At 67.7% G+C, this 12,343-nt stretch carries 12 protein-coding genes; 6 read left to right on the top strand and 6 right to left on the bottom strand.

The window, feature by feature from the left end:
* Nucleotides 1-118: 118 nt before the first annotated feature.
* Both ASE66_RS23365 and ASE66_RS23360 read right to left on the bottom strand, forming a co-directional pair.
* Nucleotides 119-886 (bottom strand): fumarylacetoacetate hydrolase family protein, encoded by a 768-nt coding sequence (locus tag ASE66_RS23365; protein ID WP_057192166.1) that lies wholly within the window; start codon nt 884-886, stop codon nt 119-121.
* Nucleotides 887-999: 113 nt separating this feature from the next.
* Nucleotides 1,000-1,884, bottom strand: a complete 885-nt coding sequence (locus ASE66_RS23360) for a DMT family transporter (RefSeq protein WP_057192165.1) — start codon at nt 1,882-1,884, stop codon at nt 1,000-1,002.
* A gap of 151 nt (nt 1,885-2,035) precedes the next feature.
* On the opposite strand from ASE66_RS23360, the gene ASE66_RS23355 reads away from it, so the two are divergent.
* Entirely contained in the window at nt 2,036-2,893 is an 858-nt protein-coding gene (locus ASE66_RS23355) for a YihY/virulence factor BrkB family protein (RefSeq protein WP_057192164.1), read from the top strand.
* 10 nt (nt 2,894-2,903) lie between these two features.
* Here the strand turns inward: ASE66_RS23355 and ccrA are convergent, their stop codons facing one another.
* Nucleotides 2,904-4,178 (bottom strand): crotonyl-CoA carboxylase/reductase, encoded by a 1,275-nt coding sequence (ccrA, locus tag ASE66_RS23350; RefSeq protein ID WP_057192163.1) that lies wholly within the window; start codon nt 4,176-4,178, stop codon nt 2,904-2,906.
* Nucleotides 4,179-4,354: 176 nt separating this feature from the next.
* On the opposite strand from ccrA, the gene ASE66_RS23345 reads away from it, so the two are divergent.
* Nucleotides 4,355-4,717, top strand: a complete 363-nt coding sequence (locus ASE66_RS23345; RefSeq protein WP_057192162.1) for a DUF4180 domain-containing protein — start codon at nt 4,355-4,357, stop codon at nt 4,715-4,717.
* Between the two features lie 5 nt (nt 4,718-4,722).
* Here ASE66_RS23345 and ubiG read toward each other — a convergent pair whose 3' ends face one another.
* Nucleotides 4,723-5,475, bottom strand: a complete 753-nt coding sequence (ubiG, locus tag ASE66_RS23340) for a bifunctional 2-polyprenyl-6-hydroxyphenol methylase/3-demethylubiquinol 3-O-methyltransferase UbiG (protein ID WP_057192161.1) — start codon at nt 5,473-5,475, stop codon at nt 4,723-4,725.
* Nucleotides 5,476-5,625: 150 nt separating this feature from the next.
* Between ubiG and ASE66_RS23335 the strand changes: the two genes are divergently transcribed.
* Both ASE66_RS23335 and ASE66_RS23330 read left to right on the top strand, forming a co-directional pair.
* Nucleotides 5,626-6,864, top strand: a complete 1,239-nt coding sequence (locus ASE66_RS23335; protein ID WP_057192160.1) for an aspartate kinase — start codon at nt 5,626-5,628, stop codon at nt 6,862-6,864.
* Nucleotides 6,865-6,997: 133 nt separating this feature from the next.
* On the top strand, nt 6,998-7,372 hold the full coding sequence (locus ASE66_RS23330; RefSeq protein ID WP_082613683.1) for a hypothetical protein: 375 nt from the start codon (nt 6,998-7,000) through the stop codon (nt 7,370-7,372).
* Nucleotides 7,373-7,384: 12 nt separating this feature from the next.
* Here ASE66_RS23330 and ASE66_RS23325 read toward each other — a convergent pair whose 3' ends face one another.
* Entirely contained in the window at nt 7,385-8,971 is a 1,587-nt protein-coding gene (locus tag ASE66_RS23325; protein WP_244495090.1) for a CYTH and CHAD domain-containing protein, read from the bottom strand.
* A 115-nt stretch (nt 8,972-9,086) separates the two neighbouring features.
* On the bottom strand, nt 9,087-9,881 hold the full coding sequence (locus tag ASE66_RS23320) for a phytanoyl-CoA dioxygenase family protein (protein WP_057192158.1): 795 nt from the start codon (nt 9,879-9,881) through the stop codon (nt 9,087-9,089).
* Between the two features lie 294 nt (nt 9,882-10,175).
* Here ASE66_RS23320 and ASE66_RS23315 point away from each other — a divergent pair, with 294 nt between their 5' ends.
* Both ASE66_RS23315 and ASE66_RS23310 read left to right on the top strand, forming a co-directional pair.
* Nucleotides 10,176-10,916, top strand: a complete 741-nt coding sequence (locus ASE66_RS23315) for a metallophosphoesterase family protein (protein WP_057192157.1) — start codon at nt 10,176-10,178, stop codon at nt 10,914-10,916.
* 9 nt (nt 10,917-10,925) lie between these two features.
* Nucleotides 10,926-12,338, top strand: coding sequence for a bifunctional serine/threonine-protein kinase/universal stress protein (locus ASE66_RS23310; protein WP_057192156.1), 1,413 nt, complete (start codon nt 10,926-10,928; stop codon nt 12,336-12,338).
* The last annotated feature ends 5 nt before the right edge of the window (nt 12,339-12,343 follow it).

Here is a 12,343-nt window from a genome sequence, read left to right as displayed (position 1 = left end):
GAATGCGTTGATTTTGTGATCGCGCCTCCAGTTGATCACAATTCGACGCTCGAAATTAGCGCACCATCAGCCGAAAACCTGAACGAATCGTTGGCTTGTCGCCCGCTGACGAAAGTCCTCAGTCGCCCTGTTCCGCCAGCGCGAAGGAGATCGCGGTGACCGGGTCGAGCCGGGCGATCACAGGGCCGACCGTCGGCGCGAGGACGCCACCGCAGAGGCTGCCGGTGGTGATGATCTGGCCAGCCTTGAGCGGGCCGAGCGGCCCTTCGACCGACCGGTTGGCCCAGGCGAGCGCCGTGACCAGCGGGTCGCCATTGGCGTGCAGCGCCTGGCGGTCATAGAGCACGTCGCCATCGAGCTCGACCGTGCAGGTCAGGGCCGGAACGTCGTCGAAGATGCTGAAGGGAACCTCGGGGCCGAGCAGATAGCCGCCATGGCCCATCGCGTCGGCGAGCCAGAGCGGGAACGGCACATTGGTCCAGTCGGCGATGCGGCTCTCGACGATCTCGATGCCGACGAGAGCGGCGTCGCAATGATCGATCAGCTCCTCGCGGGTATAGGGCTGGCCGGGCCGCAGCGGCATGTCTCGGCCGAGGCGGATGGCGAGCTCGATCTCGACGCGCAATTCGGCGCCGTGCACGCCGCGATAGGTGTCGCCGGATTTGAGATAGGGGCCCTGCATCAGCCCGGCCATCGGACGGCCGCCCTCGCCGAGCGAGACCTTCCAGCCGGCGAGCGGATAGCCCATGCCCTGGTTGACCTCGGCCTGCGCGGCAAAGCCGGCATCGACGTCGGCGGGGACCGGCAAGGTCGCGATGTCGACCAGCTTGTGGCCGCGGCGGGCGGCAATGAAGGCACCAGCAAGAGTCTCGGTCGTCGCAGCCATGGTCGTCTCGTCCCCGTCCTCAGCGTGGCGGAACCGCGCCGCCTGATCCTCTTTGGCTACAGCATCGACCGGCTTCCGGGAACCCAGGATCGGTCCCGCCCGCTTCAACGCCGCTATTTCCGGCTGGCGAGGATGACGCCGAGCACGGCGACCGCCATGCCGACGAGCTGGATCATGGTCAGCGTCTCGCCGAAGAGAAGCCAGGCCTCGACCGCGACCGCCGGCGGCACGAGATAGAGGAAAGTCGCGATGCGCGAGACCTGACCGCGGCGGATCAGCACGAGATAGAGCCCGATCCCGCCGAGCGAAAGCGCGAACACCGACCAGGCCAGCACCAGGCCCATGGTCAGGTTCCACTCGATCCGCATCGGCTCGAGCATGTAGGCAAAGGGCAGCGTGAACAGGAAGGCGGCGATGTACTGCACAGCCGTCACCGTGCGCAGATCGCCCTCGACGATGCGCGCCTTCTGCCAGAACGAGCCGATGGTGACGGCGAACATGCCGATGACGTTGACGATGATCGGCAGTGCGATGGCGGACAATGCCTCGGGCGCGACGCCGACCAGCTTCGGCTCCAGCACCAGCCCGATGCCGAGAAAGCCGCAGACGATGCCGAGCCAACGGATCGGCGAGATATGCTCGCGCACGATCAAAGGCGCGAACAGCGCGGTCAGCACCGGCTGCAGCCCCGCGATCAGGCCGGAGACGCCGGCCGGCAGGCCATGACGTACCGCCCACCAGACGCCGCCGAGATAGATGGCATGCAGCAGGATGCCGGCGATGGCGCAATCGATGATGGCGCGCCTCGTCTTCGGCCACTGCGCCCCGAGAGCGACAGCGAGGATAGAGAGCGCAAGCCCGGCGCAGGCGAAGCGCACAGAGAGAAAAGTCAGCGCGTCGGAATAGCGGGCCGAATAGCCGGCGACGATCCAGCCGCTCGACCAGAGGAACACGAAGAGCGCCGGCGACAGGCGCAGGAAAAGCGGAGAATCGAACATCGCAGCGGCCTCGTCCGGGTGCTGATACGCCGCGCGAAAGGCGTTGTCGCCGCTTGTGGACGCCGTGGCGGCATGTTTCGCGTGCGCCCTTACATCTTGCCAGCCGCCTCGAAGCAGCGACAATCACCACCCTGCCCCGTCCGAGATCCGTATGTCGCTGCGCTCAGTTCCCGCCCTCGCCTTCGAGCGCTTCATCGCCCATGACGGCTGGGCGATCGCCAGCCACATCGCGCTCTCGGTGCTGATGTCGCTGTTCCCCTTCCTGATCCTCGTCACCGCGCTCGGTGGCCTGTTCGGTTCACAGGAGGCGGCCGACGAAGCCGCGCAATTGCTGCTGGAGGCCTGGCCGCGCGAGGTCGCCGAGCCGATCGCGCGTGAGGTCCGCTCGGTGCTCACCGCAGTGCGCAAGGATGCGCTGACGCTCGGCGCGATGCTGGCGCTCTACTTTTCCTCTTCCGGGGTCGAGGCGGTCAGGATCGGCCTCAACCGCGCCTACGAGGCCTATGAATGGCGCAGCTGGTGGCGCACGCGGCTGGAATCGATCGTCTATGTGGTCGGCGGGGCGGTCTTCATGCTCGCCTTCTCGCTGCTGGTCGTGCTCGGCCCGCTGCTCTGGCGCGGCATCGTCGGCTTCGCCCCGGCCCTTGCCCCGCTCGGCTTCATGCTCGCCTTCCTGCGCATTGCGAGTGCGACCGTGCTGGTGGTGATGGCGCTCGCCGTCGCGCACAAGCTGCTGCCGGCCCGCGCCCCGCATATCGGCGCGATGTGGCCCGGCATCCTGATGACATTGGTGGTCTGGCTGATTGGCGGCGTCGGCTTCGGCTGGTATCTCGATTCCTTCGCTGGCGCCTATGTCACCACCTATGCCGGCCTCGCCACCGCGATGATCGCGCTCGTCTTCCTCTATTGGCTTGCGGCGATCTTCCTCTACGGCGCCGAGCTCAACGCCGCGATCGCGCTGGTCAGGGCGCCGGAGAAGTCGACCGGCGACGTGCTGAGCTCACTATGATGCCCTCCGTTCAGCCTTCCAACGCCTCGACCACGTCCTCATAGGTGCGCAGGCCGGTGCGCGGGGCGTAGACCAGCACCGCCATGTTGCCGGGAGCATGCTCGTTCTTCCACATCTTGTGGTGGGCGAGCGGGATCTTGTCCCAGGGGAACACCTCGGACATGCAGGGGTCGATACGGCGGTCGATGACGAACTGGTTGGCGGCGCTCGCCTGCTTGAGATGGGCGAAATGCGAGCCCTGCACGCGCTTCTGGCGCATCCAGACATAGCGGGCGTCGAAAGTGATGTTGAAGCCCGAGGTGCCGGCGCAGAACACCACCATGCCGCCGCGCTTGGCGACGAGGCAGGAGACCGGGAAAGTCGCCTCGCCCGGATGCTCGAAGACGATGTCGACGTCCTTCTTGCCGGTGATGTCCCAGATCGCCTTGCCGAACTTGCGGGCTTCCTTGGTCCAGTCGTTGTATTCGGGCGAGTTGACCGTGGGCATCTGGCCCCAGCAGTTGAAATCCTTGCGGTTGATCACGCCCTTGGCGCCGAGGCCAAGCACGTAGTCGCGTTTGCTCTCGTCGGAGATCACGCCGATCGCATTGGCGCCGGACGCTGCGCAGAGCTGCACGCCGAAGACGCCGAGGCCGCCCGAGGCGCCCCAGATCAGCACGTTGTCGCCCGGCTTGATCGTGTGCGGGGCGTGGCCGAAGAGCATGCGGTAGGCCGTCGCCAGCGTCAGCGTGTAGCAGGCCGATTCTTCCCAGGAGAGGTGCTTCGGCTTCAGCATCAATTGCCGCGACTGGACCCGGCAGAACTGGGCGAAGGAGCCGTCCGGCGTCTCGTAGCCCCAGATGCGCTGAGACGACGAGAACATCGGGTCGCCGCCATTGCACTCCTCGTCGTCGCCGTCATCCTGGTTACAGTGGACGATGACCTCGTCGCCGACCTTCCAGCGCTTCACCTTGGAACCGACCGCCCAGACGATACCGGAAGCATCCGAGCCGGCGATGTGGAGCGAACCCTTGTGGACGTCGAAGGGCGAGATCGGCTGGCCGAGGCCGGCCCAGATGCCGTTGTAGTTGACGCCGCCTGCCATCACGAGGAGCAGCACCTCCTCCTCGCCGATCGCCCAGGTGGGCACGACCTCAACCTGGAAGCTGTCCTGCGGCGGGCCGTGGCGCTCGCGGCGGATCGTCCAGGCGTACATGTTGGCCGGGACATGGCCGAGCGGCGGCAGTTCGCCGAGCTCGTAGAGATCCTTGAGTGCGGGCTTCGCGACGGGTTGCGGCTGTGCCATCTGGTCTCTCCCTTGTCGCCACGCCTCATTCCGGTGGCGTTGCCGGCATCATGCAGACCAATGCTGCGCTGCGCCATACGCCTATCGAATTATGCCGCAACGCAAAAAACAAGAGAGAAGATCAATAAGTTCCCTCGCCGCTTGCTTCGCGCCGAAGCTGCGACGATACCGCCGCCATGGACATGATTCGAGAGCTTCACGGCACAAATGTGCTGATCTGCGCAGAGGACGGCCCGCTGCTCGCCAGCGAGCGCGATGCCAACGACTTCCTCGGTGCCGCCTGGGGAGTCGAGGCGACGATGGTCGCGATCCCGGTCGCGCGGATCGATCCCGCCTTCTTCCAGCTCGCCACGCGACTCGCAGGCGACGTTGCGCAGAAATTCGTCAATTACCGGGTGAGGCTCGCGATCGTCGGCGACATCGCGGCCCATTGCGCGCAGAGCAAGGCGCTGCGCGACTTCGTCTACGAGAGCAATCGGGGGCAGGCGCTCTGGTTCGTCGAGGACATCGCAGCGCTCGACGCCCGGCTCGCAGCCTGACGCAGTCAAGCGGGCCGGCTGGCCGCCAGCATGTAGTTGACGTCGAGATCGCGCGAGCGCGACCAACGGTCGGCCAGCGGATTGTAGGCAACGCCCTCGCGGGCGAAGACCGAGAGCCCGCCGGTCTCGATCGCCGCTTCCAGCTCGTCCGGCGTCACGAACTTCTCCCAGTCATGCGTGCCGCGCGGCAGCCAGCGCAGGATGTATTCGGCGCCGACGATGGCAAGCGCATAGGATTTCAGCGTGCGGTTGAGCGTCGCCATGACCAGCAGGCCGCCCGGCTTCACCGCCGCGCAACAGGAGGCGACGAAGACCTCAACATCGGCGACGTGCTCGACCACCTCCATGGCGAGCACGATGTCGAAGCGCTCCCCTGCGGCGACCACGGTCTCGATCGTCTCCTCGCGATAATCGATCGCGATGCCGGCCTTCTCAGCATGCGCCCGGGCGACGGCGATATTGGTCGTGGCCGGGTCGAGCCCCGTCACCTTCGCTCCCAGGCGTGCCAGCGGCTCGGAGAGCACGCCGCCACCGCAGCCGATGTCGACGAGACTCAGGCCCTCCAGCGTCCGCAGCGACTTCGGATCGCGACCGAAGCGCTCGCAGGCGAGGTCGCGGATGAAGGCGAGCCGCACCGGATTGAACTTGTGCAGCACCGCCATCGGCCCCTTCGGGTCCCACCAGCTCTTGGCCAGCGCGTCGAAGCGCGCGACCTCGGCCGGGTCGATGGTGGAGCCTTCGCGTGCCGCTGCCGTCATCGCCCTTGATGTCCCGTTTACGCGTCTGCCGGGCGCGGCCGCATTGACACCGCCCGCACCTCCCGTCATCTACACGCGCCTTTCGCCGAGTGCGAGAGCGCTATTTGTCCCGGCCCCGCGCCGGTCCGTTTCTGAGAGCTCTTGGACGTCATGGCCCGTCTGGTGATGAAATTCGGCGGCACTTCGGTCGCCACTGTCGAGCGCATCAAGAACGCCGCCCGCCACGTCAAACGTGAATTCGAGGCCGGCAATCAGGTCGCCGTCGTGGTCTCGGCGATGTCGGGCAAGACCAACGAGCTCGTCGCCTGGTGCAAGGAGGCATCGCCCGCCTTCGACCAGGCCGAATACGACACCGTCGTTGCCTCGGGCGAGCAGGTCACCTCCGGGCTGATGGCGATCGCGCTGCAGGAGATGGGTCTGCCGGCGCGCTCCTGGCAGGGCTGGCAGATCCCGCTCTACGGCTCGGATGCCCATGGCTCGGCAAGGATCGAGGGCGTCGACGGCGCCGGCATCCTCGCCGGCTTCGACCGCAATCGCGAGATCGCGGTCTGCTCCGGCTTCCAGGGCGTCAACCCGCGCAGCCACCGCATTGTCACGCTCGGCCGCGGCGGCTCGGACACCAGCGCGGTCGCGCTCGCCGCCGGCCTCAAGGCCGATCGCTGCGACATCTACACCGATGTCGACGGCGTCTACACCACCGACCCGCGCATCGTCCCGAAGGCGAGGCGCATGGACAAGGTCTCGTTCGAGGAGATGCTGGAGATGGCGTCTCTCGGCTCGAAAGTGCTGCAGGTGCGCTCGGTCGAGATCGCCATGGTCCAGCGCGTGCCGACCTATGTGCGCTCCTCCTTCGACGACCCCGAAAACCCCAATCCAGGCACCCTCATCTGCGACGAGGACGACATCGTGGAACAGCAGATCGTCACCGGCATCGCGTTCTCGCGCGACGAAGCCCAGATCACGCTCCGGCGCGTGGCCGACAAGCCCGGCGTCGCCGCGGCGATCTTCGGGCCGCTGGCCGACGCCAACATCAATGTCGACATGATCATCCAGGTCGTCTCCGACGATCAGGCGACGACCGACATCACCTTCACCGTGCCGACCGCCGACTACGAGCGCGCCCGCAAGCTGCTCGAAGATCGGCATAACGACATCGCCTATCAGGCGCTGCAGGGCGCGACCGACGTGGTGAAGATCTCGGCGATCGGCGTCGGCATGAGGAGCCATGCAGGCGTCGCGGCGCGCGCCTTCCGGGCGCTGGCCGAGAAGGGCATCAACATCCGCGCCATCACGACCTCCGAGATCAAGTTCTCGGTGCTGATCGACGCCGCCTATACCGAGCTCGCGGTCCGCACCCTGCACTCGCTCTACGGGCTCGACGCGGCCTGAGATCAGGGCGAAGTCTCCGCGGCGCTGCCCTGTTCGCGCCGCCATATGGTCACGAAATGACCTGATCGCTTCCAGCCTCTGATCCCATTGCTGGTGTCAAATCGTCCTTTCCGCAACGATGGAAGGACACGCCATGCGTATGATCACGATCGCCGCCGTCGGCGCCGCAGCTATCCTCGCCGGCGCCGCCAATGCCCAGGCACCGGCGACAGAACGTCCCGCGGCCAAGCCGCCTGCCTCGTCTCAGGAAGCGCCAGCGTCCGCGCCGACGATCACCTCGGTCAAGGTCGTCGAGCTCGATGAACTGCCCGAGGCCACCAAGGCGCAGGTCAACCAGCTGGTGGCGACACGCACCGCCGACGAGTTGCAGAAGCTCCGGGAGGCGATCGAGGCGGCGCCGGCTGTGAAGTCCGCCGTCGAGGCGAAGGGCTTCTCCTCGCGCGACGTCGTGCTGGCCCAGGTCAACAACGACGGCGAGTTGACGATCGTCGCCCGCAAGGCCGGCTGATCGGATCCGGCTTTAAGTCCAGAACGGGCTCGCCGCCTCGAATCCCCGCCAGCGGCGCTTGAGCTTGCGGCCGGCCTCGATGGTCTGGCGGGATTGCCAGCCACGAACGGCGCCGGCGGCGAATTGCAGCTCCGGGCTCGCCTTGCCGTGGCGCAGATCGGCGATGAGGTGGTGCGTTGTCGCCGCATCGTTGGCGAGGCCGAGCGCCTCCTGCAATCGCGACAGCCGCCCGAGATATTTGCGGGCGGCTGCGCCGTCGTGAAGCGGCAGGAAGAACTCGGCGGTGTAGCGCAGTTTCTTCAATGCCAGCCGCAGTTCGTGACGCGCCTCTGGCTGGAGGCTGCCGAAGCCACGACCGCGCTTCAACGCCTGGCGATGGGTCCGCGCCAGCACCCGTTCCGCGAAAGCGGAAGCCGGCTCGGCCAGCACCGTCATGGCCTCGCTGGGAAGGCCGCCTCGCCAGCCGCGTCGCTCGATCAGGGCGCCGAAGGACAAGAGGAAACGGCCGGTTTGCGGATTCGCCAGCCGCTCCTCGATCGCGGCGTAGCACATGGCCTGAAACGGCTCGGCCGCCTTGCACAACACCGACAATCCGGCATCGCCCAACCCCTCGTCCTCGATATCCGGCACGGTCTGGGTGATGAAGACGTCCCAGTTGCGGGCCGGGCCCAGCACATGGCCGAGGCGCTTGGCCTCCCGTCCGATCGGCTCGAACGCGGGCGATGCGACCTCGCGTTTCAGCACCGACAGCGCCGAGCGCAGGCGGCGCAGCGACACCCGCATCTGGTGGACCGCTTCCGGCCCCGAGCGCGTGGCGACGGGCGCGAGATTGCCGAGGAGCTGCCTGTAGGTGTTGCCGAGGATCGCGGCGATCGCCGCGTCGGCATTGTCATGCGCGCCGATCTCGACCGGCTTTGCCTTCACCGCACGTGGCAAACGCGAAAAGGCGAGCCCGTAGCCGCGCGCCGATTTGCTCTGCGTCGCGACCTGCAGCGGGGCGACATCCAGCATGGCCAGCCCCAGCTCATAGAGCACAGCCGCCTCGCCCTCCTTCAGCTCGAGCTCGACCTCGCTGACCGGCAGGCTGTTCTCGCCGGCCTCGATCGTGCCGTCGTCGAAGGCGATCTCGATCAGCGCGCCGGCATAGTCGAGCCGGCGGAGGCGCCGCCTGATGCGCGTGGCGAAGACCGGCGCGAGTTGCCCGGCTGACAGGCTCGCGAGCGGCTCGCCGATCTCGGCTAGCGGCAGCAAGGCGAGGTCGAGCGTGCCGTCCGGCAGCGCTACCTCCCATTCGTCGCGCGCCAGCGGACTGCCCGAGCCCGACCGCTTCAGCGTCTGGACATGGCGCTTGCCGCTGCGGCGCACCCGCAGCGACAGGCCGTTGCGGTCGAGCAGCCTGTCGGGCGTGTCGTAGTAGACCGCGTCGAGCCGGCGGGTGACGCCCTGGTTGCGGGCATGGCGCTCGATCAAGTCCGCGCCGCGCAATGTCTCCAGCGCTTCAGGCGAAGCGGCGAGCTTCAGTTCGATCTCGCGCGGTGGCTGCTTCTGCGACGCGGAAGGCGCAGCGTCGTCGGAGTGGGCGACTTCGTCTCTCGGCACGGCGTCCAAGGCTTCTCTCCACTGGGCGGTGCGTGAGCCGGGACAGTAGCGTCGCCCGCAGCCGCTTGTCACCACTCCGCCCGGAGACGATGCCCCGGGCGAAGTGGCGCAGGCATCAGAGCGCCTGCCGGATCGTGGCTTCGACCGGCGAGTAGTTGCCATCCGGGCGATCCAGGCTGAGCGGCTCGCGCGGCAGCAAGGGCGGCTGCGCCATGAAGCGCGGCGTCGTGCCGCGATGCGGCTGCGCCGCATGCACCAGGAAGGGATGGCAGAGATAGACCGTGCCGGCCTCCCCGGTCGCCAACACCTCATCGCGCCCGGCGCTGCCGGCAAAGCCGTCGGCGGCGAGCTCGCGCAGCGACAGTCCAGCCTCGCCCGCCGGCGCGAGCTGCCGGGCGATATCGCGATGCGATCCGGCCCGGATGCGCGTCGGCGCATCGTCTTCGCCGACATCGGAGAACAGGAAGAGCATCAGCAGCGCCCTGCCCTTCGAGCCGACATTGACCCGCCAATTCATGAAGTCAGGATCGTCGAAGCCAAAGCTGACATCGACATGCCAGCCGGCATCGCCCGGGTCCTCCGGCGAAGGAAAGCGCACCGGGAAGCTGCCCATGGCGCGGCAGGGCAGCCAGCGCCCGGCGCCGACGAGTTGGTCGAAGGCGCCATGCAGGCGCTGGGTGTTCGCCGCGGCGACGAAGGGCGCGTCGGCGTACATGCCGAGCCGGATGACCGGCTTCGTCCAGCTCGCAGGGTTGTTTGGATCGCAGTCGAGATCGCGCCAGAGGATGGCGCGGGCCTCCTCGGCGAGCGCCGGCGCAAAGGCATGGTCGATCCGGACGAAGCCGTGTTCGACGAAATGAGCAATCTGCGCGCCGCCGAGGACGCGCGCACCGGAATCAGTGTGAGCCATAAGGAGAGTCTTTCGATATCGGCCAGCCGAAGCGCCCGCCACGCGGGCAGGCTGGCAAGGGACCTTCGGACGCGAGGCGTCCGTTTGCAGACCGGAGCGCGCTATGCGCGTCAGGTCCGCAGGAAGGTCAGGCGAGATCGAAAACGGCGAACATCATCATGGTGGCGACAGTATCGCAGCGGCTGCCTGAGCGATCAACCCTGCGAGCCGAAGCTGAGCCAAAAGGCGCGCTGGCCAAGCCGGCGGCGGCACTGCCACCATGCGCACACCCCAGGATTCGGGCCCGGAACTTGAATGCGGATCGCCATCCTCTCCGACATCCATGCCAACCGCGAGGCGTTCGAGGCGGTGCTGGCGGCCGTGCGCCGGCTCGCGCCGGACCGGCTGGTGCTGCTCGGCGATATCGTTGGCTACGGACCCGAGCCGGGCTTCTGCGTCGATGCAGCGCGCGAACTCGTGGCAGCCGGCGCGGTCTGCATTCGCGGCAATCATGACGAGGCTGCCGTGCGCGGCCCCTCAGGCATGACGCCGAACGCACATGAGGCGGCGCTGTGGACCAAGGCGCAACTCTCCGCCGAGCAGAGCGCTTTCCTGGGCGATCTGCCGCTGGTGGCGGAGCTCGACGGCACGCTCTTCGTCCACGCCAGCGCCCGCGACCCTGCTGCCTGGCACTATGTCCGCGACCTACGCGGGGCCGAAGCGTGCCTCGCGGCAACCGACGCGGGGACGGTCGTCTGCGGGCACACCCATCTGCCGACGATCTTCTATGCCCGCACCGGGCGCGAGCCGGTGGCGTTCATCCCCCTGCGCAACGTGGCTGCGCCGCTCTCGGCCGTGCACCGGCATGTCGTGGTGGTCGGCGCCGTCGGCCAGCCGCGCGATGGCGACCCGGCCGCCTGCTTTGCCTTGCTCGATACGCAGGCGCGCGAGGTCACCATGGTGCGCGTGCCCTATGACAGCCAAGACACCGCGCGGAAGATCAAAGCCGCCGGCCTGCCGGACTGGCTCGGCCTGCGCCTGCAGATCGGCAGATAGGGGGACGGGATGGAACGGCCTCAGACCGGTTCGGTGATCGACGGTTTCACGCTCGGCGAGCGATTGAAGGCCGGGGGCATGGCGACGCTCTGGCGCGCCACTCACCCCGACCATGCCGGGCCGCTCGTCCTGAAGATCCCGGTGCTCGATCCCGGCGCGGACGTCTCGGCCATCGTCGGCTACGAGACCGAGGTGCTGATCCACAAGCGCCTGTCGGGACCGCATCTGCCGCGCTTCGTCGCGTCGGGCGATCTTGCCCGCATCCCCTTCATCGCCATGGGCTTCGTCGCCGGGACCAGCCTTGCGGACCACATCAAGCTGGCGCCGCTGCCTTTCGCCGAAGTGCAGGGCATCGGCATCGCGATCGCGACGGCAATCGCCGATCTGCACCGGCAGAACGTGGTCCATCTCGACCTCAAGCCCGAGAACGTCATCCTGACCGACAAGGGCGCGGTGCTGCTCGATTTCGGCCTCGCCCGCCATGCCGAACTGCCGGACCTGCTCGGCGAGGAAAGCCGCGAGCCGATGGGGACGGCGGCCTACATCGCGCCGGAACAGGTGCTGGGCGAACGCTCCGACCCGGCGAGCGATCTCTTCGCGCTCGGCTGCATCCTCTACCAGATGGCGTCGGGCGAGGAGCCGTTCGGCCGGCCGAAGACCGTGCCCGGCATGAAGCGGCGGCTCTATCACGCGCCCAAACCCTTGCGCGCCGTCAACGAGCAGGCGCCGGCCTGGCTCGAAGCGATCATATCCCGCTGCCTCGAGGTCGATCGCGGCCGGCGCTATGCCGATGCGGGCAAGCTCGCCTTCGACCTGCGCCATCCCGAGCAAGTCACCGTCTCGCGCAAGCGCCGGACCGCGCAGGAGCGTGGCTTGGGCAAGCGGCTGGTCGACCTGTTCCAGAAGCGCGACGAGGCCGAGGTTACCGGCACGCCGACGGTGGCACGGCGCAAGGCCGGCCCCTCGATCGTGCTGACCGCCGTCGATCTCTCCGAGGGGCCGGACGCACTAGCCGCGGTGATCCTCGCCGAAACCAGCCGGCTGCTGGCGGCACGGCCGGATTCCTCGCTCGCCTGCCTGACGGTGCTCAGGACCGAGATCATCGGCGAGACCAAAACCGTCGATGCAGAAGGCCGCTCGCTCTATATCGGCCGGCTGGTGGCGCTGAAGGATTGGGCGAGGCCGCTGCATCTGCCGGAGGACCGCGTCAGCTACCATGTCATCGAGGCGGTCAGCCCGGCCGACGCGATCCTGCGCTATGCCGAGCACAACGACATCGACCATATCGTGCTCGGCGCCCGCTCCTCGTCGCCGTTACGGCGCCACCTCGGCAGCGTCTCGACCAAGGTCGTCGCCGAGGCGCTGTGCTCGGTCTCGGTGGTCAGGGTGAAGGGTAGGGGCAACGATCGCGAGCAGGATTAAATCGT

It is taken from the genome of Allobosea sp. Root483D1, from assembly GCF_001429505.1.
Classification (GTDB): domain Bacteria; phylum Pseudomonadota; class Alphaproteobacteria; order Rhizobiales; family Beijerinckiaceae; genus Allobosea.
Note: the sequence above shows the minus strand (reverse complement) of the source record. Positions and strands in the feature narration are given on the sequence as shown.

What these genes read in the sequence shown, in the direction of transcription:
- ASE66_RS23335 (WP_057192160.1), top strand. Translation starts at nt 5,626, where the DNA reads ATGGCCCGTCTGGTGATGAAATTCGGCGGCACTTCGGTCGCCACTGTC.
- ASE66_RS23365 (WP_057192166.1), bottom strand. Translation starts at nt 886, where the DNA reads ATGGCTGCGACGACCGAGACTCTTGCTGGTGCCTTCATTGCCGCCCGC.
- ASE66_RS23310 (WP_057192156.1), top strand. Translation starts at nt 10,926, where the DNA reads ATGGAACGGCCTCAGACCGGTTCGGTGATCGACGGTTTCACGCTCGGC.
- ASE66_RS23345 (WP_057192162.1), top strand. Translation starts at nt 4,355, where the DNA reads ATGGACATGATTCGAGAGCTTCACGGCACAAATGTGCTGATCTGCGCA.
- ubiG (WP_057192161.1), bottom strand. Translation starts at nt 5,475, where the DNA reads ATGACGGCAGCGGCACGCGAAGGCTCCACCATCGACCCGGCCGAGGTC.
- ASE66_RS23360 (WP_057192165.1), bottom strand. Translation starts at nt 1,884, where the DNA reads ATGTTCGATTCTCCGCTTTTCCTGCGCCTGTCGCCGGCGCTCTTCGTG.
- ASE66_RS23355 (WP_057192164.1), top strand. Translation starts at nt 2,036, where the DNA reads ATGTCGCTGCGCTCAGTTCCCGCCCTCGCCTTCGAGCGCTTCATCGCC.
- ccrA (WP_057192163.1), bottom strand. Translation starts at nt 4,178, where the DNA reads ATGGCACAGCCGCAACCCGTCGCGAAGCCCGCACTCAAGGATCTCTAC.
- ASE66_RS23330 (WP_082613683.1), top strand. Translation starts at nt 6,998, where the DNA reads ATGCGTATGATCACGATCGCCGCCGTCGGCGCCGCAGCTATCCTCGCC.
- ASE66_RS23315 (WP_057192157.1), top strand. Translation starts at nt 10,176, where the DNA reads ATGCGGATCGCCATCCTCTCCGACATCCATGCCAACCGCGAGGCGTTC.
- ASE66_RS23320 (WP_057192158.1), bottom strand. Translation starts at nt 9,881, where the DNA reads ATGGCTCACACTGATTCCGGTGCGCGCGTCCTCGGCGGCGCGCAGATT.